This window comes from Nocardia sp. 2TAF39 (assembly GCF_052114905.1).
In the GTDB taxonomy this organism is placed as follows: Bacteria; Actinomycetota; Actinomycetes; order Mycobacteriales; family Mycobacteriaceae; genus Nocardia.
The window spans coordinates 122189-148627 of sequence record NZ_JBFRFQ010000002.1 but is presented as its reverse complement, the minus strand read 5'-3'; the positions used below and the strand labels follow the sequence as shown (position 1 = coordinate 148627).

Sequence of the window (26439 nt, the reverse complement as noted above, 5' to 3'; positions counted from 1 at the left end):
CAGTGTCGCATCGTGGGACCCTCTCGGCGATCAGTTCGTGGAGAACGGGTAGGTGCTGGATATGCCGGGTCGATCGGTGGGCGGAATCGATGTCACGCCGCCGGATGAGGCGCCATCGGCTCCTGTCCCGAACGGAAATTGTCCCGTACCGGACGAACTCGGCGTGGGCGACGCGCCGGAGCTTTCCCCGGAGAATCCGGTGGGTTGCTTCTCCACCGCCCCCTGTGGCGTGGTATTGCTGCCGAACGTGTCGGCCACGTCTCGGGCGGCGGCGGCGAACCAGTCGGCAACCAATTGGGTGGGCGAATCACCGTTCGCCGAGACGGTGGCGCTGGAGTAGCCGCGGTGCCGCTGGATGGTGTCCCAGTACCGCACCCAGGTGGTCGTGTTCAGCAAATCGCTGTTGTCGGTGATGTTCTGCACGACCGCGTCGAACGCCTGGGTGACCAGCCGGACACCGGTCGTCGGCGGGATCAGCTGCGGTATGGCGCCGAACAGCTTGCTGCCGAGCGACAGCAGCGCGGCGGGCGGATCAGACAAACCCGCCGTGGCCAGCTCCGAGATGGCCGTCGGGTTGATGAACGTCCTGACCACCGTGACCACCGCGTTGAGTCCGATCATGCCGACCTTCAGCAGGGTCTGCAGCGCGCCGGGAAGATCCAGCGGGATGCGCGGGTCGGAGGCGTCGGCGAGGCGCTGCGAGATCGACTTCTTGGGCGAGATCGACAGGGTGGCCAGCGAATTGCCTTGGATGTCCTCGTCGGCCACCTTGGTCGCGGTCTTGATCGAGGTGTACGCCAAGGCCTGCGCGATCGACACCAGCGAGGCGATCGGGTCGCCACCGCTCAGCGTGGACTGTCCGGCCACGTTGGCGACCGCTTTGAGGATGGGGGCGCCGTCCGGCGCGTCGCAGGCCAGGTCGCCCGCCGCGCAGAAACTGGCCACACGTCCGGTGAGCGCGCCGAAGTCGGCGGCCTTGTCGCGTTCCGGGCCGATACCTCCGCCGGTGGCCGGTGCCTGCGGCAGGGCGGCGATGGACGCGAGCCGATCGCCTGAGGTGCCCGGCGCGGCGTCCGGCGTCGCCTTGCCCGGTACGCCGGGAAACAGCGGCGCACCGGAGTTACGAGTGGGGTCGGCGAACAGCGCGACCGCAGCGACCTTCTCGGCGGGCAACACGCCATGGCCCTGGCCGATTTCCTGCGCGAACAGCGAGGCCACGTGCGCGCCTTGCGAGTAGCCGACCACCGCGAAGCGGGTGTTCGCGCAGGCGCCGGCGACGGTCTCGGCCATGGTCCGCAGGCGAGCGAGACCCCCGGTCACCGACTGCCAGTACGGCACCGCGCCACCGGCGGTCGCACCGCCGAAGCCGGATTCGTATGGCACATAGGCCCGATCGACCAGACCGCGGTCGGCAGCCTTGGCCATCATCGGCCGGAACACCGTTGACAACATTCCGGTGTCGGTGGTTGGCGCCGCGTCCGGCGAGGACTCACCGGTGCCTTGAATTCCCAACGCGTACAACGCAGGACAAGTGTTGATGTCGATGTTCGTCGAGGGGCCCGCGGGATCGAGTGGCTCCGCTTCCGCGGTGCCGGCGGTCGCCACACCCACGGCGAGTGCGACCAGCATCCCCGAGAATCTTGCCGTGTGTCCAGTCATAGCGACCCGCAATCAAGTCGTTTGCCGCAACTACCCTCAACGCCATGAAACGCAATAGACCGTAACAGATTCCGACTATTGCCGCCGAATCGGCGGAAATCTTCCACGAAACGCCGATACGCGCGACAGTCGGTAGCGCGCCGGCGGAGACACGTCGATAAGTTTCCGACGGCTCGCGCCGGATGGCTACCGCCTGGCGACAAACCGGGCCCACGAAAGCCATTGCGACATCAGCTAATACAAGGCTATCGAAAGTTCGCGGACCCGGCGCCGATCAGGTAGCGGAGGTGACGCGGTAGACGTCGTAGACGCCCTCCACGTTGCGCACCACATTCAGCAAGTGCCCCAGGTGTTTCGGGTCGCCCATCTCGAAGGTGAACTTGCTGATCGCCACGCGGTCGCCGTGCGTGGCGACCGACGCGGACAGGATGTTGACCTTCTCGTCGGCCAGCACCTTCGTCACGTCCGACAGCAGCCGGGTACGGTCCAGCGCCTCGATCTGGATGGCGACCAGGAACACCGAGGACGGCGAGGGCGCCCAGGACACCTCGATGATCCGCTCGGCCTGCTCGCGCAGCGAACCCGCGTTGGTGCAGTCGGTGCGGTGCACGCTCACCGCGCCGCCACGGGTCACGAAGCCCAAGATCTCGTCACCGGGCACCGGGGTGCAGCACTTCGCCAGCTTGGCGACCGTGCCGGCCGCGCCGGGGATCAGCACGCCCGCGTCGCCGGTGACCCGCTGTCTACTCGGCGTCGTCGACGGAGTGGAGCGCTCGGCCAGCTCGTTCTCGACGTCGCCGATACCGCCGAGCTGGGCCATCAACCGCTGCACCACGTGGTGCGCGGAGACCTGATGCTCGCCGACCGCGGTGTAGAGCGTGGAGATGTCGGTGTAGTGCAGTTCATGGGCGACCGCGGTCATCGCGTCGACGCTCATCAACCGCTGCAGCGGCAACCCGACGCGGCGAACCTCCTTGGAGATCTGCTCCTTGCCGCTCTCCAGGGCCTCCTCCCGCCGCTCCTTGGCGAACCACTGGCGAATCTTGGCCTTGGCACGCGGCGACACCACGAAGTTCTGCCAGTCGCGACTGGGCCCCGCATTCTGCGCCTTCGAGGTGAACACCTCGACGACCTCGCCGTTCTCCAGCTGACGTTCCAGCGCGACGAGCCGCCCGTTCACCCGGGCGCCGATGCAGCGGTGGCCGACCTCGGTGTGCACGGCGTAAGCGAAGTCGACCGGCGTCGACTTCTGCGGCAGCGTGATCACGTCCCCCTTCGGGGTGAACACGAAGATCTCCGGCGACTTCAGATCGAAGCGCAGCGACTCCAGGAACTCGGCCGGGTCCGCGGCCTCACGCTGCCAGTCCAGCAGCTGGCGCATCCACGCCATGTCGTCGACCTCGGCGGTGTCGTTGGTGTGTTTTCCTCGGGTCTCCTTGTAGCGCCAGTGCGCGGCAATGCCGAACTCCGCGGTGCGGTGCATGTCCTGAGTGCGGATCTGCACTTCCAGCGGCTTGCCGTCCGGCCCGACCACGGTGGTGTGCAGCGACTGGTAGACGCCGTAGCGCGGCTGGGCGATGTAGTCCTTGAATCGGCCTGCCATCGGCTGCCACAGCGAGTGCACCACACCGACCGCCGCGTAGCAGTCGCGCACCTCGTCGCAGAGGATGCGAATCCCGACCAGGTCGTGGATGTCGTCGAAGTCCTTACCCTTGACGATCATCTTCTGGTAGATCGACCAGTAGTGCTTGGGGCGGCCCTCGACGATCGCGTTGATCCGAGAAGCGGCCAGCGTATTGACGATCTCGGCCCGCACCTTCGCCAGATAGGTGTCACGCGAGGGTGCGCGATCGGCGACCAGCCGGACGATTTCGTCGTACTTCTTCGGGTGCAGGATCGCGAACGCGAGGTCTTCCAGCTCCCATTTGACCGTCGCCATCCCGAGGCGATGGGCAAGAGGCGCAATGACTTCCAGGGTCTCCTTGGCCTTCTTGGCCTGCTTCTCCGGCGGTAGGAACCGCATGGTCCGCATATTGTGCAACCGGTCGGCCACCTTGATCACGAGCACGCGCGGGTCGCGAGCCATCGCGATGATCATCTTGCGGATGGTCTCCGCCTCGGCGGCCGCGCCGAGGTTGACCTTGTCCAGCTTGGTGACGCCGTCGACGAGATGCGCGACCTCGGTGCCGAAATCTTCGGTGAGCTGCTCGAGGCTGTAGCCGGTGTCCTCCACTGTGTCGTGCAGCAGCGCGGCCACCAGCGTGGTGGTGTCCATGCCGAGCTCGGCCAGGATGTTGGCGACGGCGAGCGGATGGGTGATGTACGGATCGCCGGACTTGCGGAACTGGTGCTTGTGCCGGTCGTCGGCCACGTCGAACGCGCGCTGCAACAGCGTCAGGTTCGCCTTCGGGTACAGCTCGCGGTGCACAGTGGCCAGCGGCTCCAGCACCGGTTTGACCGCCGCGATGCCGCGCTGACCAGTCATGCGGCGGGCCAGCCTGGCACGCACGCGACGCGAGGCCGAGGTCGGGACGGCGGCCCCGGGCTGACGCTGCGGCGTCGCGCTACCCGCCGTCTGCGGCTTTTTCGGCTGTGTGGCATCGGTGGTGGGAGCACCATCCGACTGCGGGACCGACGCCGATTGCTCGACCTTCGCCTCGCCCAGATGCTGAGTCATGCCACCACCTCTCCGCGCCTCGATCGGAACACCCTATCCGACCGCTGCAAACTCCCGGACCACCAACTTTAGTCCGGCGCGGGCTCGCACGTCCGTTCAGCTGGCTGTGGATGCGCGCAGGCGTCTCCGGACAAGCAACGAGCACGGTTCCCGAGAGGTTTCGACTACCCGACGCAACCCTGACATATCGGACGCGTCCCGCCGCTCGCGTCGGAATGCTTACCGGAATGCGACCCCTGCGGATCAACGGCCAGGATCGGATCACACGGTCGGTTCACCGACGGTGGCGCGGACGTTTCCACCCCTGACTTCGGCCGCCTCGACCCCCTTCGCCTGGGCCAGGCCCGCGACACTCTCGACTGCGAACCCGCATAGCCCTTATGCATTTCGCACCCGTTACCAACACATCGGCCGGTGAATCCTCCAAGATCTACGCAGGCCTCGTCGTGGGGCTCACCGTGCGTGGAACACATCATGGAGAGCTTTCTCGCGCCGTCCGCCGTGGACATGCGCCACTTGCCGCCTCGTCAGGGGGCTGGTCGAGACGATCGCCGATAAGCATGGTCCCGGGACCGCGGTGGCCGCCCGGACCGTGCAACCAGCGGACGTTGTCGGCAGTGAGGGGTGTTCCGCAGGCGCGGCAGACCACCACGCCGGCGGTCGGCTCGCCACAATCGCGATGGACGACCACGGCGGGCGGACCCGCAGCACCCGCGAGCCATTTGTCGCCCCACGTGATGAGCATGGTGAGGACCGGATACAGATCGCGCCCCGGTTCGGTGAGCAGGTACTCATGCCGGACCGGATTCGATTGGTAGGCACGCGTTTCGATGATCCCATGCTTTTGCAGCGCGTCCAGGCGCGCTGCGAGCACGTTCGAGGCGATACCGAGGTCGCGGCGGATGTCCTCGAAGCGGGTCAGCCCGACGAACAAGTCGCGCAGGATCAGCGGCGTCCAGCGCTCACCGATCGCATCGACCGTGCGCGCAATCGAGCAGACAATATCGGAGAAATCAGCCTTGGGCACACGGTCAGGATAGTCCATTGCTTTTTGCAAGTCGCTTGAGTTAGGTTCAGGCCAACCGAGAAGCGAAGGAGTGACCGGACATGTCCGACGCGATTACCCGGTTCCGCGCGGCCACCGAGGCAGGCGACATCGACGCACTGATGGAGACGATCGCACCCGATGCCGAGTTGGCCTCGCCACTGTCCGGCAGGTTGGTGTTTCGCGGCAAGGCAGATCTGCGGGTGCTGTTGGCGGCCGCCTACGGCAGCCTGACCGGCTTGCGCTGGACGGAGCAGATCGGCGACGGCGCGCGCCAGGTCCTGCTGGCGACCGCCACGATCGGACCGTTCCGGTTGACCGAGGCGCTGGTGATCGGGCTCGACGACCACGGCCGCATCCGCACCCTGAACCCGCACCTCCGGCCGTGGCTCACCCTCACCTGCCTTGCGGTGCGCTTGACGCCTGGATTGTTCCGGCATCCCGGCGTCCTACGGCGGGCAGCCCGGGCCGCGTGAATTGCGCTCGTGGGCCCGATGTCCCGCATCTGAGCGATCCGCCTCGGCGCTCTTGTAGTGCGGGTCGGCGGCGGGATCAGCCACCGCGACCGCCGACCCCACACCTGCCACCGCGGCGGCGATGAAACACACGGCCAGAACGCGCATCGCGGACTTCACAGAATCCAACCCCACCTTCGCAACCAAGACCGAATAGCCCTGCCCCACCAGCACATTCGACCTCGCGCAGGGGCGCAGCGATCTTGCCAGATCGGACGACCGATCGGCAAGCACCGCGATGCGGTCCCGCTACGTCACCCATGTCTCAGCCAGCCCGTCGGCGGTGAGCTCCAGCCGTCGGGTCACCCCGATGTCGGCGAGGAAGCGCAGGTCGTGGCTGACCACGATCAGCGCACCCTCGAAACCGGCGAGTGCCTGCGTGAGGTGCCGCAGACTCGGGAGATCGAGATTGTTGGTCGGCTCGTCCAGCAGCAACAATTTCGGCGCGGGATCGGCGAGCAGCAGCATTGCCAGCGCGGCCCGCAACCGCTCCCCGCCGGACAGCGCCGCGGCGGCGACATCGGCGTCCGCGCCGCGGAACAGAAAGCGGGCCAGCTGGGCTCGGATCCGCTCGGCAGACGCGTGCGGCGCCGTAGCGGCCACGTTGTCGAACACCGACAGCCGCTCGTCGAACACGTCGAGACGCTGCGGCAGTATCCGCCACGGCACCTTCGGGCCCTTCGCCACGATGCGGCGCAGCAGCGTCGTCTTGCCGACCCCGTTGCGTCCGGTCAGCGCGATCCGCTCCGGGCCGGACACCCGCAACATCACCGTCGGCCCGCAAGCCAGCACCACCTGGTCCAGGTCGATCACGTCCTGGCCCGGATGGAGCCGGGTGCCGGGCAGATCCACCCGGATCTCGCGATCGTCGCGCAACAACTCCTTCGCCTGCTCGAGCTGCTCCTCGGCGGTGTCGAGCTTCTCGATGTGGCTGTTGCGCAGCTTGCCGGCCGATACCTGTGCCTGCCGTTTGCGTTCGCCCATCACGATTTTCGGCTCCCGCTTCTGGTCCCGCATCTTCTGCCCGTAGCGCTGCCTGCGATCCAGCTTGATGCGCGCCTCGATGAGTTCGCGCGCCTGCTTGCGCACGTCGCCGCGCGCGTCCCGGATCGCGGCCTTGGCGGCCTCCTGCTCGGCCTCGATGATCCGCTCGTACTCGCTGAAATTTCCTCCGAACAACCGCAGTTCGCCGTGCCGCAACTCGGCGATGGCAGCCATCCGCTCCAGCAGCTCGCGATCATGGCTGACCGTGAGGACCGTGCCGGAGAACTGCGTGACCACGTCATAGAGCCGTTCGCGGGCGATCTGATCCAGGTTGTTCGTCGGTTCGTCCAGCAGCAGCACGTCGGGCTCGGCGAGCAGCTCGGCGACCAGTCCGAGCAGCACCGTCTCGCCACCGGACAGCGTGTCCAGCGCGCGATCGAGCTGTCCGACCGAATCGGCGACGTAGTGCAAGCCGAGCCCGGCCAGCAGCGCGAGGGCGCGTTCCTCGACATCCCACTGATTGCCGACCAGGTCGAAGTCCGCCTCGGTGGCAATCCCGGACTCGATGCGGTGCAACGCCTTTCGGATGTCGGCGATACCGAGCACGGCATCGACGCGCTGCCCTGACGCGAGACCGAGATCCTGCCGCAGGTACCCGAGCTGCCCGGTGACCGTGATCGACCCGCGCGCGGGCGTCAGCTGACCGGCGATCAGCTCCAGCAGCGTCGATTTACCCGCGCCGTTGCCGCCGACCAGACCGACGTGACCGGGACCGAGCACGGCGTCGAGCCCGTCGAAGACGGGGGTGCCATCGGGCCAGGAGAAGGTGAGATCGGAAATAGACAGATTGGTCATAGCGGCTCCCCGAGGTGGCAACGGATACGCGGCGCGCGAACGCGGGCCGCCCGAATGGCTACCTCAGATGAGCAACGGCATGACTCCGATCAACGGGGATAAGACTCGTTCAGGCTACGCATAGCGACGGCATCTGCGCCAGTGATTTTCGGATCACACCGAAGTGGATGTCCGCACCGTCCTGCCACCACCGCCGCGCCATCTGCTCCACCGCGTGCCGCGTGGCTTCGACTCACGACCGACACAGAACCGCACAAAAGTCGCTCTCGGCGTCCTGTGCAGAACGCTCGGGAAACCCGCTCAGATCTGCACGATCGAGGTCAGCGGGTAGTCTCCCTGCCGCGCCCGCCCGTCGAGGAAGGTGAGCTCCAGCACCACCGCGGCGGCGGCGACCTCGGCGCCCGCCTGCTTGAAGAGTTCGGCAGCGGCGGCGAGGGTGCCTCCGGTGGCGAGAACGTCGTCCAGTAGCAGAACGCGGCGGCCCTGCAGATCGATGCCGTCCGCGGGGATCTCCAAGGCGGCGGTCCCGTACTCGAGGCTGTATTCCCGGCTGATCACCGGTGGCGGAAGCTTGCCCGCTTTGCGGACTGCGAGGACGCCGGTGCCGAGGGTCGCGGCGACGCCCGCTCCGAGCAGGAAGCCGCGAGCGTCGACGCCCGCCACCACGTCGGCATCGGGCGCGCACGCGGCCAGGCAGTCGATGACCGCCCGGAAGCCCTCGGGGTCGGCGAGCACAGGTGTGAGATCCGCGAAACGGACTCCGGGTGTGGGGAAATCATCGTGCCAGCGGGTCAGGCGGTCGACCAACTCCGCGGCCTTGGTCGACCGTTCGGCGGTTATGTCTTCGGACTCGATCGCCGCGTGCTTGCTCATCGACACCTCTCCATGATCACATCACCCACACCTTCTGTTCACCGCTCGAGCACCCACCGGTCCATGTTCCAGCCGGACCCCGCCTGAGTAGGGCCTGCGATCCCATTCCGCAGCCCCCTACCGAAGGCGATGGTGCGCGGGGTGGCGAACAAAGGGATGCTCGGCAGCTCCGCCCACAGTAGATTCTCGGCCTCGGTGAGCAAATTCAGCTGTGTGGTCGAGTTGTCATCGGCCGCAAGCTGATCGGTGATGGCATCGTAGCGGCCGTTGCCGAACCGCCCGACATTGAGCCCGCTACCGGTGCGCAACGCGCTGGTCGCGGCCACACCGACGATCGATCCCGCCGGACCGAACGCCGATGCGGTGCCGCCCAGGACCGCGTCGACCTTGCCCTCGGTGAGCTGAGCGGGGGTGAAATCGGGCGATCCGGCGTCCACCACGGTGATACCTGCCGGTTTGCAGGCATCGGCGATCATCGAGACGGTCTGCGCGCGGCGATCGTCCGGACGCAGGTAGCCGATGCGAACGGTCGGGTTCGGCGCACCGGAGGTGGCGACCGCCTTGGTCGCGCCGGGCACATCACCACCGGAGAACTTGTCTGCCGCACCGATGACCGCAGGATAGAACAGTGAATCCTGCTGCACGATATGCGCGTTCAGCGGGCCGGAGCCGAGCCCGGCCTTCGGCGCGTCCGCCACCTTGCCGAGTTTGTCGAACAAAGCCTGCCGCGGCAGGCATAACGCGAACGCGCGGCGCGCGTCGCGCGAGCCGAACACCCCCCCGTTCGCCAGCACCAGCTGCTCGGCGCCGCGGCTAGGCACGGTCTGCACCGAAAAACCATTCAGATTCAGGTCTTTCACCGAACCCGCGCCGACGTCGACCACTCCAACGGCGCTGTCGCCGATCTTCTGCTTCACGTCGACAGTCTTGGGCCACACCACTATCCGACCGGTCGAGGGCTTGTTGCCCCACCAGCGCTCGTTGGCGACCAACACCAATCCGTCCTCCCGGCTGAAGGATTCGATCCGGTAGGGCCCCGACGACGGGAACCGGGACAGATCCAAATCGCCGCCGGCCGGAATGGCCCAGCCGGTATTCCAGAACTCGGCGAGCCTGCCGACGGCGTTCGGATCACCGGACTGCAAAGCGGACACCACATTGGGCACGTTCGCCACCTGCGCCGCGACATGCGCGGGCATCAGCTCGCCTGCCGTGAACAGATCGCGCCACGCCAGGTAATGCCGATCGGGCCGGAACACCACGGTGGCATCCCGCGAGCCAGGCTGGCAGTCGACCCGCTCGATGTCGGTATAGCCGGCGGTGCTCGCGGCGTCGAACAGCGGAACCGGTCCGCGGTCACCGGATTTGGTGAATCGTCCGCTGCGAGCGGCCCAGGCCAGCACCAAGTCGTCGCACGAGGTGGGCACGCCGTCGGAGTACACGCCGTCGGGGTTGAGGCGGTACTGGATGGTCTGTGCCTCGCCGGGCACCTCTTTCGCGGTGCCCAGGTCGGTATCGGCCACCTGCTGGCCGTCCGGCCCGGTGTAGAAGAAGCCGGTCAGCACCCGCGCGAACACCGCGTCGGACCCGGAACTCGCCCCGAGCGTGCTGCCACCGTTGTAGGTGGCGATGGTGGCGTCGGTCGCGTAGCCGATAGACGGCACCTGGTTCTTGCTGGAGCAGCCGACCACCAGCCCGGCGGCCAAGGTGCCCGCAACAAGCGCTCCGATCAGTCGTACCGCCCTGCGTGGGTGTCGCATGGAACCCCCTGCCCTGTGGTCAGTGCCGCCTCTTGTGCCGTTTCCCGCTCGGTCGCGCGCCGGGCCTCGGTGCCTGCCCAGCCGGGCGCTGCCTGCGCGGCGCCTCGTCGAAGTCCCGACCCGATGCCATGGTCGCCCTGCGCTCGGCCGCGATGCCGGCGCGGGCACCGGCAGCGCCGGACCGCTTGGCCAGGACCTTCTTGGTGTGCGCCGCCACCGGTCCCCAGCGCTCCTTGATCGACACCAGCAGTGGCGTCGCGAAGAAGATCGAGGAGTACGTCCCGACCAGCAGACCGACCAGCTGCACCAGCGCCAGGTCCTTGAGGGTGCCGACACCGAGCATCCAGACCGCGATCACCATCAGGCCGACGATCGGCAGAATACCGATCAACGCGGTGTTGATCGAGCGCATGAGCGTCTGATTCACCGCGAGGTTGGCCTGCTCGCCGTAGGTACGTCGGGTCAAGTGCAGGATGCCGTGGGTGTTCTCCTCGACCTTGTCGAACACCACGACCGAGTCGTAGAGCGAGAAGCCGAGGATCGTCAGAATGCCGATCACCGTCGCCGGGCTGACCTCGAATCCGACGATCGAGTACACGCCTGCGGTGACGGTGACGTCGAAGGCCAGCGCCGCGAGCGCCGCGACGGCCATGTGCGGCTCGAATCGGACCGCGATGTAGACCGCGACGAGTACGAGGAACACCGCGAGCGCGATGAGCGCTTTGCGGGTGATCTGGCTCCCCCACGTCTCACTGACGTCCGAGGTACTGATCGCGGCCCGGCTCGGGTTGCCGGCCTTGTCCTTCGGCTGGAACTTGGCGAACAGCGCGGTGTTCAGCGCCTCCACCTGGTTCTGGTTCAGGGCCTCCGATCGGATCAGCATGGTGGCGGAGCCGCCGGTGCCGACGGTCTGCACCGACACCGGGTCGGTGCCGATGGTCCCGCGGTAGACGTCTTCGACCTGACCGGTGGTCGCTGTTCCAGCCGGGAACTGGATCCGGGAACCGCCCTCGAAGTCGATGCCGAAGTTGAATCCGCGGAAGATGATGCTGCCCAAGGAGATCAGCACGATGGTGGCCGTGATCAGGTACCACATCCGCCGCTTGCCGATCACATCGATAGCGCCGGTGCCGGTGTAGAGCCGGTTCAGGAAGCCGTGCCTGGGCGGTTCCGGGTCGGTGACCGCCACGAACACGTCGGTGATCTCGGTCGCGTTCGGCTTGCTCAGTGACGAGGTGGTGTGGCTGTTGCTCATCGCGTCCTCACGCCTTCCCGAGGGCGGCCTCGGCCGCCTTCCGCTCGCGGGCGATCTGCTGGATCGCCCCCAGACCGTTCACCGACGGTTTGGACCAGAACGCGGTCCGCGAGGCGAGCAGCACCAGCGGCGAAGTCACCAGGAATACCACTACTACGTCGAGGATGGTGGTGAGGCCGAGGGTGAACGCGAAGCCCTTCACCTGGCCGACCGCGAGGATGTAGAGCACCGCCGCGGCGATGAAACTGACCGCGTTGCCCGACAGGATGGTGCGCCGGGCGCGCTGCCAGCCGCGGGGCGCGGCGGAACGGAAGCTGCGGCCCTCGCGCATCTCGTCCTTGATGCGCTCGAAGAACACCACGAACGAGTCCGCGGTCATGCCGATGCCGATGATCAGACCGGCGATACCTGCGAGGTCGAGGGTGAAGCCGATCCAGCGGCCGAGCAGCACCATGATGCCGTAGACCGCGAATCCGGAGGCCACCAGCGACAATCCGGTGACGAACCCGAGCATTCGGTAGTAGAACAGGCAGTAGAGCAGCACGACGACCAGGCCGATCGCGCCCGCCAGCAGGCCCGCTTTCAGCGAGGACAGGCCCAGCGTCGCGGAGACCGTCTCTGCCTCGGAGGTCTGGAACGACAGCGGCAGCGAACCGTACTTCAACGTGTTCGCCAGCTCCTTCGCCGTGGTCGCGGTGAAGTTGCCCGAGATCTGGGTGCGGCCACCTTGCTGCGGGCCCTGCTGTACGACCGGCGCGCTGACCACCCTGGAGTCGAGCACGAACGCGACCCGCTTGTAGACGTACTCGCCGGTGAGCGCGGCCCACGCGTCGCTGCCGCCGGACTTGAACTCCAAGTAGACCTCATGCCTGGCCTGCTGCTGATTCAGTCCCGAGCTTGCGTCCTTGATCTCTTGGCCGTCGATGCGGCTCTTGTCGAGCAAAAGCACCTCGGTGCCATCGGTCGAGCAGGTCACCAGCGGAAGGGACGGGTCGTCGTTGCCCGCGAGCGGATCGGCCTTGGCGCAGTCCAGCGCGGCCAGCGCGGCCTGCTGCACCGACGGGTCGGTGCTCTGCCGAACTGCCTTGGCCGCCTGAATCTCCTTGGTGGCCTCCTCGGTGGGAGTGAGGTTGGGATCGGGCGCTGGAGTCGGTGCCTGCGCGGGGAACACGCGCTGCTGGGCAGCGGGCGCCTGGTCCGCCTGCGGAGCCACCGGTGCACCCGGCTCGGTACTCGGCGCGGGCTGTGTGCCCGGCGTGGGCTGCGGTGTCGCGCCGCGGCCCGCCGCGGGCACGGCCTGCAGCACGGGGCGGATGTAGAGCTTGGCGGTGGTCGCCAGCGCGCGCGCCTGCTGCCCGTCGTCGCCGGGCACGGTGATCACGATGTTGCTGCCGTCGATGACGACCTCGGAGCCGGAGACACCGAGCCCGTTGACCCGGTTCTCGATGATCTCCTGCGCCTTCTTCAGGCTGTCCTGGCTCGGCTTGCTGCCGTCCGGCGTGCGCGCCTGCAACGTGACCCGGGTACCACCCTGTAGGTCGATGCCGAGCTTTGGTGTCGGGGACTTGTCACCGGTGAAGAACACCAGCGCATAGACCACGGCCAGCAGCGCGGCGTAGACGCCGAGCAGCCGGAGCGGGTGCGCCGATCCCTGGGAAGGTGGCACAGTACGTCATCTCCTAGGCGGAAAGTCGAGGATGGAACAGGCGGGCATGCACCAGCGCCGCCGGGTGCGCGGACGGGTGGCCGCGGCGACATCCGGCGCGCAAGCACACCGAAAGAATCAGTCCTTGGTCAGCCGGGTCTCGGTCTGCTCGGCGGATTCCTCGATGGTGTCGGTCGCGTCCGAGCCGGTGGCGTCGGTGCCGGTCTCCTCGGTGCTCACCTCGTCGTCGGTGCTCACCTCGTCGTCGACGCGCACCTCGCGGATGGCCTGGCGCAGCCACGTGGTGACCACGTCCTCGGCGATCTCGAGGTCGACCGTGGTGTCGTCGAGTTCGACCACGGTTCCGTACAGCCCCGACGTGGTGATGACCTGGTCGCCGATCTTCAGGCTGTCCTGCATGGTCGAGACCTTCTCGGCCTCCCGCTTCTGACGGCGGACACCGAGGAACATCGGCACGAGCAGGGCTACCAGTAGCAGCGGAAACAGAAGTTCCATCGTCGAAGTCAGTCCCTAGTGTTGTGGGTGGGATGGACAAGTACCCACACAGTCTGCCAGTTCGTTACGCAGGCGCCACACCCGCACACCCGCTGGGCAGCTACAACGCCCCGTCACACAGCGAACCCGCCGCCGGAACGTGCTCCGGTCGGCAGGACGGTATGTGCGGGTTCCTCGGTGCGGCTCAGGCGGTCGTGCCGTAGACGTAGTCGTCGAGCGGGAAGCCGACCGCTTCGCGGTGGGCGTTGAGGGTGCTGGTCGGACGTAGCAGGGCCGCCTCGCCGTGCGGGTTGAAGTAGTAGCTGCGCGCAGTGGTGCAGTCACCTCCGTAGAAGACCGAGGAGCCGAGCTTCGCGGTCACGCGGTCCAAGAACTCGGCGTTGGCCCGCTCGGTCACCTCGAAGGTGGTCTCGCCGCGGCGGCGCAACTCACCGAACAGTCTGCCCATGTGCTTCATCTGCGCTTCGATGGTGGTGAAGTAGGACAGCCCGCTGTAGGAGTACGGACTGTTGAGGCTCAGGAAGTTCGGGAACTTCGGCACCGTGATGCCCTCGTAGGCCTGGAAGCGATTGTCCCGCCAGAACTTTCCGAGGTTCACTCCGTCGCGGCCGATGATCTCGATAGCCGGGAAGTTCACGTCCCACAGATTGAAGCCGGTGGCCAGGATCAGCGTGTCGATCTCGGTCCTGCGCCCGTCGACGGTGACGATACCGTCGGCCTCGATGTGGTCGATCGAGTTCGTCTCCAGCCGCACGTGCGGCTGGTTGAACGTCGGGAAGTAGTGATTGGAGAAGGTGGGCCGCTTGCAGCCGAAGTCGTAGTGCGGCGTGAGCTGCTTACGAGTCTCCTTGTCCCGCACCGACGCCCGTAGGTGCGCCTTGGCCAGCACGCCCGCGCCCTTGTTCATCAGCTTGGCCTGCTCGAAATGCAGCACGCCGACCACCATCAGGGCCTCGAGCAGGCTGGTGTTGACCAGCCGTGCGATCTTCTGCGTAGCGGGGACGCGCTCGAACAGCGCCCGCACCGTAGCGGGAATGGCGGTATCGATCTTCGGGACCACCCAGATCGGAGTGCGCTGGAAGACGGTGAGTGCCTGCACCTTCTTCGCGACCTCGGGCACCAGCTGCACGGCGGTGGCGCCGGTGCCGATAATCGCGGCCTTACGGCCGGTGAGGTCGATGTCGTCCTCCCACGCAGTGGTGTGGATGATCTTGCCGGTGAACGAGTCGATGCCGGGAAACGGCGGGGTATAGGGCTGGGAGAGGAAGCCCGTCGCGGTGAGCAGGTACCGGCCGGTGAGGGTGTCACCTCCCGCGACGGAGACCACCCACTGCTCGTGCTCCTCGTCCCAGCGGGCGCCGTCCACGACGGTGCCGAACCGCATGCGGCGGCGCAGGTCGTACTTGTCGGCGACGTGTTCGGCGTACTTCTTCAGCTCCGCGCCGGGCGCGAACAACCGCGACCAGCGCGGGTTCGGCTCGAACGAATACGAGTAGGTAACCGAGGCGATGTCCACCGCCAGACCCGGGTAATGGTTGACGTGCCAAGTGCCGCCGAGGTCGTCCTCCCGCTCGAGGATGACGTAGTTGTTCAAGCCGAGCCGATCGAGCTCGATACCAGCCCCCATGCCACCGAATCCCGCACCGACCACGACCGCGTCGTACTGAGGCGCCACGCCGAACCTCCTGATTGAAACAATCTCACGGAATGACACATCATTCCGTTTGCGACGACCGTATCATCGCGGGGGTGACGAAGCCATCCCCACGAGCGACCCCGCCCGCCGGAAATGCCATGCAGCGACGCAAGGCCGAACTGCGCCAGGAGATCATCGATACGGCCTTCGCCTGTTTCGCGGAAAACGGCTATCACGCCACCGGTATCGCCGACATCGCAGGTCGTCTCGGCATCGGGCACGGGACCTTCTATCGCTACTTCAGCAACAAGCGCGACATCATCGACCATGTCATAGACGACCTGGCCGCACGCATCATCGATGCCCTCGGCACCGAAAATGCCCCCGACGCCGCGACCACCTTGGATGAATACCGTGCCCAGATCGACCGCATCGGTGTCGCCCTCACCGGAATCCTGACCGCCGACCGCCGGGTGGCGCAGCTGCTGCTGTTCCATGCCACCGGCATCGACGACGAGCTCACCCAGCGGCTCTACGGGCTGCTCGACACCGCCGACGCGCTGACCGCGGGATATCTCGACCACGGCGTCGAACTCGGCTATCTGCGTGCAGACCTGGACACCGCGAACACCGCGCGGGCAGTAACGGGCATGCTGATCGCGGGGATCGTCCACTCGATGCGCGACCCGGACGAGTCGGCGATCGCCGGGCTGAACCAGGCGATCCGCCGCTTGCTCGTCGACGGAGTCCGCAAGGACTGAGCAGACCAGCAAGCCCTGACACCGCTGTGGCCGCCAGGGCGAAGGACATGTCTGCCACGGACACGGCGCTTGTCGCAAAAGGCCACGGAATTCGAAAAGTGGCGGATCGGCCCACCGAGCCTGACAGAATGTCGCCGTGACACCCGAGGATGTGAGCCGGATCAGTTTCGCGAGCCCACCGCTCAGGCATCGCGGCTACCACGCGGACGAGGTGGACGCCTTCCTCGATCTCGTCGCCGCGACACTGGCCGGGCGGGGCGCCCTCACCGCCGACGACCTGCGGCACGTCACCTTCGACGCACCCGGAACCGGAGAGCGCGGCTACCGCGCCGACCAGGTCGACGAATACCTCGACCAGGTACGGGTCGAACTCGAGTTCCGCCAGCGCGGCGACCGTCCGGTACCCGCCGCGAACGGCGACGGTCACCCGTTGCTCACCCCCGAGGACGTCCGCCGGATGCGGTTCACCCTGGCCCCGGTCGGGCGGCGCGGATACCACGAGGAAGAGGTCACGGCGTTCCTCGACCTGGTCGCCGCGACCCTGGCGCACGGCGGACCGGGAAGCCTGACCGTCGCCGACGTCCGCTCCATCCACTTCACCGACGCCCGGCTCGGCACCCGCGGCTACCAACGAGACGAGGTCGACGCCTTCCTCGACCTCGTCATCACCGCGCTACGACGCACCCGCCGCCCCCCGCGCCACAGCTGACGCGTCCTCGCATCGGGTCGCGGTTCCGCCCGCATGCCACGCACCGTGCGAGGAGCCACGCGGTGGTACGAAGACCGGTCAGTCGAAGAGGTCCAGGGTGGGGTGGGGCTCGCGGCCGCGGACTTCGATAGAACCGAAGACCAGGTCGGACGGTGGAATCAGACCCAGGTGTTCCCAGGCTGCAGCGGTGGCCACGCGGCCGCGGGGGGTGCGGGCGACCAGGCCCGCGCGGACCAGGAAGGGTTCGCACACCTCCTCGACGGTGGCGGCCTCCTCCCCGACCGCGACGGCGAGGGTGGACACGCCGACCGGCCCGCCGCCGAAACTGCGGACCAACGCGCCGAGAACCGCGCGGTCGAGCCGGTCCAGGCCGAGGACGTCGACGTCGTAGACCTCGAGCGCGGCGTGCGCAATAGGCCGGGTGATCAGGCCGTCGGCACGAACCTCCGCGTAGTCGCGGACCCGGCGCAGCAGGCGGTTGGCGATCCGGGGCGTGCCGCGCGAACGACCCGCGATCTCGGCCGCCGCGTCCTCGTCCATGCCGACACCGAGGATGCGCGCCGAACGCTGCAGGATCCGCAGCAGCTCATCGGCCTCGTAGAAGTCCATATGGCCGGTGAACCCGAAGCGGTCACGCAGCGGACCGGTCAGCGCTCCGGATCTGGTGGTGGCCCCGACCAGGGTGAACGGCGCGATGTCCAACGGGATGGAGGTGGCGCCGGGACCTTTGCCGACGACCACGTCCACCCGGAAATCCTCCATCGCCAGATAGAGCATCTCTTCGGCGGGGCGGGCGATGCGGTGGATCTCATCGATGAACAGCACGTCGCCCTCGACCAGGTTGCTGAGCATGGCGGCGAGGTCGCCCGACCGTTCCAGCGCGGGTCCCGACGTGATTCGCAGCGCGGTGCCGAGTTCGGCGGCGATGATCATCGCCATGCTGGTCTTGCCGAGGCCGGGCGGACCGGACAGCAGGACGTGATCCGGCGTGCTGCCACGCTGTTTGGCGCCGCGCAGCACCAGCGCGAGCTGTTCGCGGACTCGGGGCTGGCCGATGAAGTCGTCCATCGATTTCGGGCGCAGGCTCGCCTCGATCTCGCCATCGGACTTCAGATAGCTTGCGCTGACCTGCGATTCGGCAGGTTCCTCTTCATACTCCATAGCGCCTTACCGGTTCTTGCCGAGCAGGCCGAGCGCTGACCGCAGGGCGGAGGAGGTATCGGCGGCGGGCCGGTCGGCCAGCACCGCGTCGACCGCCTGTTCGGCCTGTTTGGCGGCGAAGCCGAGGCCGATGAGCGCCTCGACAACCTGGTCGCGCACGGGCGTGACCACCGGTGCGGGTGCGGATCCGGGCGGACCGGACTGCACTGGGACGAGATTCACTTTGTCGCGCAGTTCGACCACCATGCGCTCGGCGCCGCGCTTGCCGATGCCGGGCACCCTGGTCAGTGCGGCCACGTTGCTCTCGGCGAGCGCCTTGCGCAGTGCTTCGGGTTCCAGCACGGCCAGCACCGCCATCGCGAGGCGGGGGCCGACGCCGGAGACGGTCTGTAGCAGACCGAACAGCTCGCGAGCCTCGGTGTCGGCGAAGCCGTAGAGCGTCATCGAGTCCTCGCGGACGATCATCGCGGTGTAGAGCCGGGTCTCCGCACCGCGGGTGAGTCCGCCGAGGGTGGCCGGCGTGGCGTTGAGCCGGTAACCGACGCCGGCCGCCTCGATCACCGCATGGTCGAGTGCGATCTCCAGCACCTCGCCGCGTACCGACGCGATCACCCGTGCACCGCCTTCCGCTGTTCGGCAAGCCGTTCCCTGTACCGCCGCTGCGCCGCGGCCGCCTTGGCCTCGGCCGCGGCCATCCGCTCCAGCAGCGGCGCCCGCCAACAATGGCAGATGGCCAGCGCGAGCGCATCCGCCGCGTCGGCGGGCTTCGGCGCCGCCTGCAGGCCGAGGATGCGGGTGACCATGGCTGTCACCTGCTTCTTGTCCGCGGTGCCATTGCCGGTAACCGCCGCCTTCACCTCACTGGGGGTGTGGAACGCCACCGGGATACCCCGGCGCGCCGCGGCGAGCGCGACCACCCCGCCCGCCTGCGCGGTACCCATGGCGGTACGGACGTTGTGCTGGGCGAAGACCCGTTCGATCGCGACGGCCCCTGGTTTGTGGGTGTCCATCCAGTACTCGGCGGCGTCGGCGACTTGGAGCAGGCGCTTGGCCAGGTCCAGGTCCGCGGGGGTACGGATCACGTCTACGTCCAGGGCGGTGACCTTCCGCCCCAGCCCGCCCTCGACGATGCTGAGGCCGCACCGGGTGAGCCCGGGGTCGACGCCCATCACCCGCACGAAAACCCCTCTCACAGGACACGAACAACTGTTCGAGAGTTTAGCGGAGGCTTCGTCTTTCGCGCTTCTGCGACACGGCCCCGGCCGGAGCCGTGCGTGATGGCTCCCCGCCTTCAGGCCGACAGCCCGAGCAACTCGGGACGACTCGCCCTGGCGGCCCACTCGCGGGCCGGGTCGGCGACCAGTCGCCGCGATGCGAGGTCGAGCAGACCGCTGACGTTGGTCACGGTCGCGGCGACCACGCCGTCGGCACGAGTGAGGACGTGCTCGACCCGGTAGGTCTTGCCCTCGCCCCAGCGCCATGTGCACGACACCTCTACCGCGTCGCCGCCACGTAGTTCGCGCTGGAAACTGATCACCGTCTCCAGGTTCACCGGCCCCAATCCGGACGCGATCAGCTCGTCGACGCCAAACGCCCGCCGCCTGGACACACGCGAATCGCGAGTGGTCGGCGAATTGGTGGTAGGCCGCGCCGGTGACATGCAACTGCGGATCCAGATCGGAAACCCGGACTTCGATACGGGTACTGAACGACACGGGCCGACTATGCCACCCGGCACCGACAGATTCCGGAGTCCACCGAGGGGTCGGATCACGACGGGCCCGACTACGGGGCGTGACCCGTCCCGCGCCACACCGAAACCGTCGACGCCTCGTGGTTCGCCGCAGCCGAACACCGCCTGAACCCCACTCCGCCAGCACAGCCCCCTGATCGCCGCCGCTCGCCGATAAGCCCGACGCGCCGATAACCTGCGCTGACGAGGCGAACCGCGGGTCAGCTGTCGGAGACCTGCCGCGCGAACGCGGCGTAGGCGGACTCGTCGAACAGGACGAAGCGGACCTCCGACACCGCCGTGTCGGCCGCGCACACCGTGTCGACGGCGATCCGTGCCCCGTCGTCCATCGGCCAGCCGAAGATACCGGTGGAGATCGCGGGAAACGCGACCGTCCGCGCGTCCAATTCGTCCGCCACGCGCAGAGATTCCCGATAGCAGGAGGCCAGTAGAGCGGAGCGGTCCTCAACAGCCGACCACACCGGACCGACCGTGTGGATCACCCAGCGGGCGGGCAAACGGCCCGCCGTGGTCGCGACCGCTGCTCCGGTCGGCAGTCCCCTGCCGTACTGCGACGCGCGCAGTCGGCGACATTCCGCGAGGATGTCGGGTCCGCCGCGCCGATGGATCGCGCCGTCGACTCCCCCACCTCCGAGTAGCGACGAGTTCGCCGCGTTCACCACCGCGTCGACCTCCTGTTCGGTGATATCCCCGCGCACGAGCACAAGTCCGGTCATGTCCGCATTCTGCCTCGACCGCGGCCCCCGACACGACAAGTCGGATGCGTCATCGCCGCCATCTGCCCGCTCGTCGCACCCGTACTTGTTCCTCGCACCCGCGACGGGCAAGCGAAGAACGTGCGGGCAGTAGTGCGAGGACAGCCTCCACCCAGGTTCGCTGGAGCCGATTCACAGGTGGTCTCGAGGAAGTGTCTCGACAATGCCGTAGGTGCCCGTACTCGCCGCTCCTCCGACTCCTGCCCCACCTCAGCTTTCGCCGACGAATCAGAACACGAACTATCAGAACGCCTTTCATCACGGGATCTCGCTGTTGCACGGCTGGTTACCGCTGATCGTCGAGGTGCTCGCCGTGCTGTTCCTCGTGCTCGCCGTCGCCCGGCGCTCCAGGAAGTGGTGGCTGATCCAGCTGCCGGTCTGCGTGCTGGTCGGCGTCGTGGGGGCACTGGCCGCCAGATGGTATGTGACGAACGAGGGGCTGGCATCCGATCCTGCGCCCGCCTTGTTGTGGGCCTGCGTCGGCGCCACGGCCGCGGCGTCGGGGGTCGCGATCCTCGGCTGGCGCGGCGCGCACTGGTGGCGGCGGGGGGTCGCGATCCTCGCCATTCCACTTGCGCTGCTGAGCACCGGGATTGTGCTCAACCAGTGGGTCGGCTACTACCCCACTGTGCAAACCGCGTGGGGCGCGCTGACCGCGGGCCCGCTGCCGAACCAGACCGACATGTCGGCGCTGCCCGACCTACGGAACACCACCGTCACCGACGGCAGGATCGTGCCGGTGCGAATTCCCGACTCCGGCAGCAACTTTCCGCACCGCACCGAGTACGTGTACCTCCCGCCCGCCTGGTTCGCCGGACCGACCCCGCCCGCGCTGCCCGTGGTGATGATGATCGGCGGCGAGTTCAACACCCCGGCCGATTGGATCCGCAGCGGCCAGATCATGCCCGCTGTGGACAGGTTCACCGCGGCGAACGGCGGGCGCGCCCCGATCCTCGTCTTCGTCGACTCCAGCGGAAGCTTCAACAACGACACCGAGTGCGTCAACGGTCCGCGCGGCGACGCCGCCGATCACCTGACCAAGGACGTGCCCAGCTACATCGAATCCCGGTTCGGCGCCTCCGCCGATCCTGCGCAGTGGGCCGTGGTCGGCTGGTCGATGGGCGGCACGTGCGCGGTCGACCTGGCGGTCATGCACCCCGAACTGGTCCACACGTTCGTCGACATCGCGGGCGACCTCGGCCCATCCTCCGGCACCAAGGACCAGACCGTCTCCCGCCTCTTCGGCGGTGACGCCGCCCGGTGGGCGGTCTTCGACCCGCTCACCGTCATGGCCGCCCACGGTCCCTATACCGGCATCGCGGGCCTGTTCGACGACCTCACCCCACCGCAGCGCTCCCGAGGAGGCAACCACGGGCCCGTCGCCGACGACGACACCGTCGGCATGGGCGGTCACGACGGAGTTCCCGATACCGGCGAGGTCGGAGCCGCCGAGAAACTCTGCGCCACGGGACAAGCGGTCGGCATCGACTGCACCATCCACACCAGCCAGGGCGGCCACACCTGGCAATTCGCCTCGGCCGCGTTCACCTCGGCGCTGCCGTGGATCGTCGCCCGCGTCGGCCTCCCCGTCCCCGCCACGACCTGACACCCGCCGCCACCACGCCCGATGTCCGCACGGTCGATCACCGGTCAGGCCGGAACCCTCCAGCTCACCGCGACGGTGGCCTCGGCACGGAACGTGCGCCGATAGGCCTGCGGGGAGACACCGATCGACTCGTACAGGTGCTGGCGCAGCGAGGTGCCGGTGGCGAAACCGACCTCCCCGGCGATGCGGTCGACCGTCAGGTCGGTGGATTCCAGCAGGTGCCTGGCGCGGAAGACACGCTGCTGGATGAGCCAGCGACCGGGGCTCGTCCCGACCTCGTTGCGGAAGCGGCGGGCGAAGGTGCGCTTGCTCATCCGCGCCCGGGCGGCCAGCTCGTCGACGGTGACCGGGTGCGCCAGGTTCTCCAGCGCCCACTGCCGGGCGGCGGCGGTCCCGGCCGACGTCTCGCGCGGGACGGGCTGCTCGATGTATTGCGCTTGACCGCCGTCGCGCCATGGCGGGGCGACGCAGCGGCGCGCGACCGCGTTCGCGACGGCGCTGCCGTGATCGCGACGCACCAGGTGCAGGCACAGGTCGATCCCCGCCGCCGCGCCCGCTGAAGTGAGGATGTCACCGTCGTCGACGTAGAGCACCCTGGGATCGAGGCGCACGCGGGGGAATGCGCGGCGGAACACCTCGGCCTGGTTCCAATGGGTCGTCGCCGGACGGCCGTCGAGCAGTCCGGCGGCCGCGGCGATGAAGGCTCCGGTGCAGATCGCGACGATCCTGGCACCCGGCCGGATGCGAGCGAACGCATCGAGCACCGGCTGCGGCAGCTCGCCACCCAGGGTCATGGAGATGTCGCATGCGGGCAGGGCGACCGTGTCGGCGGTCTCCAGTGCGCCGCTGTCGTGCGCGACGGCGATGTCGTAATCGGCGGAGGTGCGCACCGGGCGGCCGTCGATCGAGCAGGTGCGGATTTCGTATCTGCCAGCGGCGCTGCCGAACACCCGGTTCGGGATGCCGAGTTCGAACGGATACACCCCGTCCAGGGCCAGCACCACCACTCGATGCGGTGTGGCTGTGTCTGCCACGGTCATGGCGCGATCCTATCGAATAATGGCAATCGCGCCATTTCTTCTACGGTTCCGGAGCGGCAGGCTGGCATTCATGATCGAGACCGACACCACCGCGACCATGCGCGCTATCAGTCAGAATATCCTCGGCGGCCCCGAGGTGCTCACCGAAGTACAACTCCCGCAACCGATTCCGGGCCCTGGCGAGATCCTGGTCCGGGTGCGCGCGGCCGGACTCAACCCGACCGACTGGCGGCACCGCGCCGTCGCGGGGTTGTTTCTGCCCGAGCCGCCGTTCGTGCTCGGCTGGGACGTGTCGGGCGAGGTAGCGGCCACCGGCATCGGCGTCACCCTGTTCCGCCCGGGCGACGAGGTCTTCGGCATGCTTCCCTACCCGGATGGCCACGGCGCCTTCGCCGAGTACACTGTCGGCCCGGCCCGCGCCTTCGCCCACAAACCGGCCGGCCTGGACCACGTGCAGGCCGCCGCGATTCCGCTGGCCGGGCTCACCGCGTGGCAGGCACTGGTCGACACCGCCGAGCTCAGCGCCCGGCAGCGGGTGTTGATCCACGCGGCGGCCGGTGGCGTCGGCCACTTCGCCGTACAGATCGCCAAGGCGCGCGGTGCGTACGTTATCGGCACGGCAAGCGCGCCCAATCACGATTTCCTGCACGGGATCGGCGCCGACGAGGTGATCGACTACCGCAGCACCGATATCGCCGAGGTCGTCCGGGATGTTGACGTGGTGCTGGACTCGGTCGACGACGAGAACAGCATCCGCTCGCTGCGCACCCTGCGTCCGGGCGGGCTGCTGGTGACGCTACGCGCCTTCGGCACTGTCGATCTCACGGCCGAGGCGGACGCGCTCGGCGTGCGCGCGGTCCGGATGCTCGTCGAAGACGATCACGCGGGGATGCGCGCACTCGCCGAGCTCGTCGACTCCGGCGCCCTGCGCCCGACGATCGCCGGAACTTTTCCCTACTCCGAGGCGGCGAAAGCGCATGCTTTGGGCGACACCAGCCGCACCGTGGGCAAATTAGTACTCACCGTGCCCTGAATCTCCCACAATCCAGGCAGTGGCGCTTCTACCATCCGAGGATGAGCAATGTTGTGAAGGCTGTCCTCGAGGGCGGGCCGCAAGACTTGCCCGCACGCATCGTCCCGATCACGCCGCCGGGGATCGAGCTGAAAGTCCCGTTCCGGGGCGGATACGAACACTTCAAGGTCACCCAGCGCGAGCAGGACACGCCCGAAGGGCGGCTGCCGGTCTACGAGTGGTGCGATCGCACCAAGATCGCGGAGTGACGCACCTTTCCCGTCCGCACCGGCGGTAAGCACTCGGCCGGTCGCGAAAATCTGCCCGAGCTGTCACACGATCGCCACGAACAAAAGCGTAACCAGGTGGTTACGCTTTTGGCGTGGACGAGGTGGCGGCCGGCGCGATCGATCGACGACGCGGGCTCATGGCGGCTGGATTCTGGTGCCGGCCGAGTCCGCGGGCACCACAAAACTGGGGTTCAGCCGCCACCTGCCCACCGACGCCGAGATCGCCCACGTCGGCCCAGACTTGGGGTGCTACCTGGACATGCTCGGTGCGGCCCGTTCCGGCACGGACCACCCCGATTTCGGCGAGTACTACCCCGCAATGCACCAGTATTACGAGCAGCCGGCCGACTAGTCGTCCAGCTGGGCGAGAACCTCGTCCGGGATATCGACGTTGGTGTAGACGTTCTGTACGTCGTCACTGTCTTCGAGCGCGTCGACCAGCTTGATGACCTTGCGGGCGCCATCGGCGTCGACCGCTACGGACACCGACGGCTGAAAGCCGGACTCGGCGGAGTCGTAGTCGATGCCCGCACTCTGCAGGGCGGTACGCACCGCGATCAAATCACCGGGCTCGCTGATGATTTCGAAGGACTCATCGAGGTCGTTGACCTCCTCTGCGCCCGCGTCGAGCACCGCCATCAGCACGTCGTCCTCGGAAAGGCCGTTCTTCTCCAGCGTGACGACGCCCTTGCGGTGGAACAGGTAGGACACCGAGCCTGGATCTGCCATGTTGCCGCCGTTGCGCGTCATGGCGACACGCACTTCCCCCGCGGCACGGTTGCGATTGTCGGTGAGACACTCGATCAGCACAGCGACGCCGTTGGGGCCGTAACCCTCGTACATGATCGTCTGCCAGTCGGCGCCGCCCGCCTCTTCGCCGCCGCCGCGCTTGCGGGCGCGCTCGATGTTGTCGTTGGGGACCGACGCCTTCTTCGCCTTCTGGATGGCGTCGTACAGCGTCGGATTGCCATCCGGGTCGCCACCACCGGTGCGGGCCGCCACCTCGATGTTCTTGATCAACTTCGCGAACAGCTTGCCGCGCTTCGCGTCGATCGCAGCCTTCTTGTGCTTGGTGGTGGCCCATTTGGAGTGGCCGCTCATTCCCCTACTTCCTTCAGGTCGATGGCACTTCTGGTCGTGTGTACGGTACCGGCACAGCCGGGCGGACAACTCCCCCAGCCTACTCGGGCGCCCACGACGGCCCAGCCCGGGCTAAGCCGCCCGGACCAGCTGAACGAACATCCGGTGCACCCGCAGATCGCCGGTCACCTCGGGATGGAACGACGTCGCGAGGACGTTGCCTTGCCGTACCGCCACGATCCGACCGGCGGCCGGGCCGTCCGGCACGGTAGCCAGCACGTCGACGCCCTCGCCCGCGCGCTCGACCCACGGCGCCCGGATGAACACCGCCCGCACCGGGCCGTCCTCCAGTCCCACGAACGGCAAATCGGTCTCGAACGAATCGACCTGGCGGCCGAATGCGTTGCGCCGCACAGTCATATCTATCCCGGACAGGTGGTTGGCGTCCGGACGGGTGTCGAGCACCTGGGAGGCGAGCAGAATCATGCCCGCACACGACCCGAAGGCGGGCATCCCGTCGCGCAACCGCTCGCGCAGCGGCTCCAGCAGTTCGAATGCCTCCAGAAGCTTGCTGATCGCGGTCGACTCGCCGCCGGGCAGCACCAGCGCGTCCACCGCGGCGAGTTCGGATTCGCGACGGACCAGCACCGGTTCGGCACCGCAGTGCGCGAGCGCCGCGACGTGCTCACGAACGTCGCCCTGCAGCGCGAGTACACCGATGGTGGGACGGGACTGCGTCTGTCCGGCGGCGGCGGGTGCGGTGACCGAGGAAGCGTTCACGCCGGAAAGCTTACGAGCCGCACCGATGTGGGCCCGCTCACGGTCGCCGCAGCCTGGGTTCGGTCACCGCTC

The 26439-nt window shown here is 67.8% G+C and carries 25 protein-coding genes; 7 read left to right on the top strand and 18 right to left on the bottom strand.

The features are described from left to right. Positions 1–30 precede the first annotated feature (30 nt). The 3 genes from AB4Z47_RS02200 to AB4Z47_RS02190 all read right to left on the bottom strand — a co-directional run bounded on the left by AB4Z47_RS02200 (position 31) and on the right by AB4Z47_RS02190 (position 5363). Complete coding sequence (locus tag AB4Z47_RS02200; protein ID WP_441947460.1) at positions 31–1629, bottom strand: cutinase family protein; 1599 nt, start codon at positions 1627–1629, stop codon at positions 31–33. Between the two features lie 304 nt (positions 1630–1933). After that, on the bottom strand, positions 1934–4336 hold the full coding sequence (locus AB4Z47_RS02195) for a RelA/SpoT family protein (protein WP_441947459.1): 2403 nt from the start codon (positions 4334–4336) through the stop codon (positions 1934–1936). Between the two features lie 472 nt (positions 4337–4808). Next, entirely contained in the window at positions 4809–5363 is a 555-nt protein-coding gene (locus tag AB4Z47_RS02190) for a winged helix-turn-helix transcriptional regulator (protein WP_441947458.1), read from the bottom strand. An 80-nt stretch (positions 5364–5443) separates the two neighbouring features. On the opposite strand from AB4Z47_RS02190, the gene AB4Z47_RS02185 reads away from it, so the two are divergent. Then, complete coding sequence (locus AB4Z47_RS02185; RefSeq protein WP_441947457.1) at positions 5444–5857, top strand: nuclear transport factor 2 family protein; 414 nt, start codon at positions 5444–5446, stop codon at positions 5855–5857. A 288-nt stretch (positions 5858–6145) separates the two neighbouring features. Here the strand turns inward: AB4Z47_RS02185 and AB4Z47_RS02180 are convergent, their stop codons facing one another. The 7 genes from AB4Z47_RS02180 to AB4Z47_RS02150 form a co-directional block, all read right to left on the bottom strand. Further along, positions 6146–7735, bottom strand: coding sequence for an ATP-binding cassette domain-containing protein (locus AB4Z47_RS02180; protein ID WP_441947456.1), 1590 nt, complete (start codon positions 7733–7735; stop codon positions 6146–6148). A gap of 300 nt (positions 7736–8035) precedes the next feature. Next, entirely contained in the window at positions 8036–8608 is a 573-nt protein-coding gene (locus AB4Z47_RS02175; protein ID WP_441947455.1) for an adenine phosphoribosyltransferase, read from the bottom strand. A gap of 38 nt (positions 8609–8646) precedes the next feature. Beyond that, entirely contained in the window at positions 8647–10368 is a 1722-nt protein-coding gene (locus AB4Z47_RS02170; protein WP_441947454.1) for an ABC transporter substrate-binding protein, read from the bottom strand. 19 nt (positions 10369–10387) lie between these two features. Beyond that, positions 10388–11623, bottom strand: a complete 1236-nt coding sequence (gene secF, locus AB4Z47_RS02165) for a protein translocase subunit SecF (RefSeq protein ID WP_441947453.1) — start codon at positions 11621–11623, stop codon at positions 10388–10390. A gap of 7 nt (positions 11624–11630) precedes the next feature. Beyond that, on the bottom strand, positions 11631–13289 hold the full coding sequence (gene secD / locus AB4Z47_RS02160) for a protein translocase subunit SecD (protein ID WP_441947452.1): 1659 nt from the start codon (positions 13287–13289) through the stop codon (positions 11631–11633). Between the two features lie 117 nt (positions 13290–13406). Further along, on the bottom strand, positions 13407–13784 hold the full coding sequence (gene yajC / locus AB4Z47_RS02155; protein WP_441947451.1) for a preprotein translocase subunit YajC: 378 nt from the start codon (positions 13782–13784) through the stop codon (positions 13407–13409). 184 nt (positions 13785–13968) lie between these two features. Further along, entirely contained in the window at positions 13969–15459 is a 1491-nt protein-coding gene (locus AB4Z47_RS02150; protein ID WP_441947450.1) for a flavin-containing monooxygenase, read from the bottom strand. 119 nt (positions 15460–15578) lie between these two features. Here AB4Z47_RS02150 and AB4Z47_RS02145 point away from each other — a divergent pair, with 119 nt between their 5' ends. Further along, positions 15579–16181, top strand: a complete 603-nt coding sequence (locus tag AB4Z47_RS02145; RefSeq protein WP_441947538.1) for a TetR/AcrR family transcriptional regulator — start codon at positions 15579–15581, stop codon at positions 16179–16181. 136 nt (positions 16182–16317) lie between these two features. After that, positions 16318–16890 carry a DivIVA domain-containing protein gene (locus AB4Z47_RS02140; protein WP_441947449.1) on the top strand — a complete coding sequence of 191 codons (573 nt, stop codon included), beginning with the start codon at positions 16318–16320 and terminating at the stop codon, positions 16888–16890. A 78-nt stretch (positions 16891–16968) separates the two neighbouring features. Here the strand turns inward: AB4Z47_RS02140 and ruvB are convergent, their stop codons facing one another. The 5 genes from ruvB to AB4Z47_RS02115 form a co-directional block, all read right to left on the bottom strand. Beyond that, on the bottom strand, positions 16969–18051 hold the full coding sequence (gene ruvB, locus AB4Z47_RS02135) for a Holliday junction branch migration DNA helicase RuvB (protein ID WP_441947448.1): 1083 nt from the start codon (positions 18049–18051) through the stop codon (positions 16969–16971). Positions 18052–18057: 6 nt separating this feature from the next. Further along, complete coding sequence (gene ruvA, locus AB4Z47_RS02130) at positions 18058–18663, bottom strand: Holliday junction branch migration protein RuvA (RefSeq protein WP_441947447.1); 606 nt, start codon at positions 18661–18663, stop codon at positions 18058–18060. Continuing rightward, complete coding sequence (ruvC, locus tag AB4Z47_RS02125; protein ID WP_441947537.1) at positions 18660–19229, bottom strand: crossover junction endodeoxyribonuclease RuvC; 570 nt, start codon at positions 19227–19229, stop codon at positions 18660–18662. Before ruvC ends, ruvA begins: the two co-directional genes overlap by 4 nt. Positions 19230–19342: 113 nt before the next feature. Further along, positions 19343–19660 carry a thioesterase family protein gene (locus tag AB4Z47_RS02120; RefSeq protein WP_441947446.1) on the bottom strand — a complete coding sequence of 106 codons (318 nt, stop codon included), beginning with the start codon at positions 19658–19660 and terminating at the stop codon, positions 19343–19345. A gap of 344 nt (positions 19661–20004) precedes the next feature. After that, positions 20005–20520, bottom strand: coding sequence for an O-acetyl-ADP-ribose deacetylase (locus tag AB4Z47_RS02115; RefSeq protein ID WP_441947445.1), 516 nt, complete (start codon positions 20518–20520; stop codon positions 20005–20007). Positions 20521–20731: 211 nt separating this feature from the next. On the opposite strand from AB4Z47_RS02115, the gene AB4Z47_RS02110 reads away from it, so the two are divergent. Next, positions 20732–22165 (top strand): alpha/beta hydrolase-fold protein, encoded by a 1434-nt coding sequence (locus AB4Z47_RS02110; protein ID WP_441947444.1) that lies wholly within the window; start codon positions 20732–20734, stop codon positions 22163–22165. Between the two features lie 44 nt (positions 22166–22209). Here AB4Z47_RS02110 and AB4Z47_RS02105 read toward each other — a convergent pair whose 3' ends face one another. After that, complete coding sequence (locus AB4Z47_RS02105) at positions 22210–23205, bottom strand: GlxA family transcriptional regulator (protein WP_441947443.1); 996 nt, start codon at positions 23203–23205, stop codon at positions 22210–22212. A 70-nt stretch (positions 23206–23275) separates the two neighbouring features. Here AB4Z47_RS02105 and AB4Z47_RS02100 point away from each other — a divergent pair, with 70 nt between their 5' ends. The 3 genes from AB4Z47_RS02100 to AB4Z47_RS02090 all read left to right on the top strand — a co-directional run bounded on the left by AB4Z47_RS02100 (position 23276) and on the right by AB4Z47_RS02090 (position 24859). Then, entirely contained in the window at positions 23276–24238 is a 963-nt protein-coding gene (locus tag AB4Z47_RS02100) for an NADP-dependent oxidoreductase (RefSeq protein ID WP_441947442.1), read from the top strand. A 41-nt stretch (positions 24239–24279) separates the two neighbouring features. Continuing rightward, positions 24280–24486 carry a DUF5988 family protein gene (locus AB4Z47_RS02095; RefSeq protein WP_327119245.1) on the top strand — a complete coding sequence of 69 codons (207 nt, stop codon included), beginning with the start codon at positions 24280–24282 and terminating at the stop codon, positions 24484–24486. 175 nt (positions 24487–24661) lie between these two features. Further along, positions 24662–24859 (top strand): hypothetical protein, encoded by a 198-nt coding sequence (locus AB4Z47_RS02090; RefSeq protein WP_441947441.1) that lies wholly within the window; start codon positions 24662–24664, stop codon positions 24857–24859. Here AB4Z47_RS02090 and AB4Z47_RS02085 read toward each other — a convergent pair. Both AB4Z47_RS02085 and pdxT read right to left on the bottom strand, forming a co-directional pair. Next, positions 24856–25608: a YebC/PmpR family DNA-binding transcriptional regulator gene (locus AB4Z47_RS02085; protein WP_441947440.1), complete on the bottom strand. Its 753-nt coding sequence runs from the start codon at positions 25606–25608 to the stop codon at positions 24856–24858. The two genes, AB4Z47_RS02090 and AB4Z47_RS02085, sit on opposite strands and share 4 nt — an antisense overlap. A 111-nt stretch (positions 25609–25719) precedes the next feature. Next, the gene (gene pdxT, locus AB4Z47_RS02080; protein WP_441947439.1) at positions 25720–26367 is read right to left on the bottom strand and encodes a pyridoxal 5'-phosphate synthase glutaminase subunit PdxT; all 648 of its coding nucleotides are present in this window, start codon (positions 26365–26367) and stop codon (positions 25720–25722) included. Positions 26368–26439: the final 72 nt, after the last annotated feature.

What these genes read in the sequence shown, in the direction of transcription:
- AB4Z47_RS02200 (WP_441947460.1), bottom strand. Translation starts at nt 1,629, where the DNA reads ATGCTGGTCGCACTCGCCGTGGGTGTGGCGACCGCCGGCACCGCGGAA.
- AB4Z47_RS02195 (WP_441947459.1), bottom strand. Translation starts at nt 4,336, where the DNA reads ATGACTCAGCATCTGGGCGAGGCGAAGGTCGAGCAATCGGCGTCGGTC.
- AB4Z47_RS02185 (WP_441947457.1), top strand. Translation starts at nt 5,444, where the DNA reads ATGTCCGACGCGATTACCCGGTTCCGCGCGGCCACCGAGGCAGGCGAC.
- AB4Z47_RS02180 (WP_441947456.1), bottom strand. Translation starts at nt 7,735, where the DNA reads ATGACCAATCTGTCTATTTCCGATCTCACCTTCTCCTGGCCCGATGGC.
- AB4Z47_RS02175 (WP_441947455.1), bottom strand. Translation starts at nt 8,608, where the DNA reads ATGAGCAAGCACGCGGCGATCGAGTCCGAAGACATAACCGCCGAACGG.
- AB4Z47_RS02170 (WP_441947454.1), bottom strand. Translation starts at nt 10,368, where the DNA reads ATGCGACACCCACGCAGGGCGGTACGACTGATCGGAGCGCTTGTTGCG.
- secF (WP_441947453.1), bottom strand. Translation starts at nt 11,623, where the DNA reads ATGAGCAACAGCCACACCACCTCGTCACTGAGCAAGCCGAACGCGACC.
- yajC (WP_441947451.1), bottom strand. Translation starts at nt 13,784, where the DNA reads ATGGAACTTCTGTTTCCGCTGCTACTGGTAGCCCTGCTCGTGCCGATG.
- AB4Z47_RS02145 (WP_441947538.1), top strand. Translation starts at nt 15,579, where the DNA reads ATGCAGCGACGCAAGGCCGAACTGCGCCAGGAGATCATCGATACGGCC.
- ruvB (WP_441947448.1), bottom strand. Translation starts at nt 18,051, where the DNA reads ATGGAGTATGAAGAGGAACCTGCCGAATCGCAGGTCAGCGCAAGCTAT.
- AB4Z47_RS02115 (WP_441947445.1), bottom strand. Translation starts at nt 20,520, where the DNA reads ATGACCGGACTTGTGCTCGTGCGCGGGGATATCACCGAACAGGAGGTC.
- AB4Z47_RS02105 (WP_441947443.1), bottom strand. Translation starts at nt 23,205, where the DNA reads ATGACCGTGGCAGACACAGCCACACCGCATCGAGTGGTGGTGCTGGCC.
- AB4Z47_RS02100 (WP_441947442.1), top strand. Translation starts at nt 23,276, where the DNA reads ATGATCGAGACCGACACCACCGCGACCATGCGCGCTATCAGTCAGAAT.
- AB4Z47_RS02095 (WP_327119245.1), top strand. Translation starts at nt 24,280, where the DNA reads ATGAGCAATGTTGTGAAGGCTGTCCTCGAGGGCGGGCCGCAAGACTTG.
- AB4Z47_RS02085 (WP_441947440.1), bottom strand. Translation starts at nt 25,608, where the DNA reads ATGAGCGGCCACTCCAAATGGGCCACCACCAAGCACAAGAAGGCTGCG.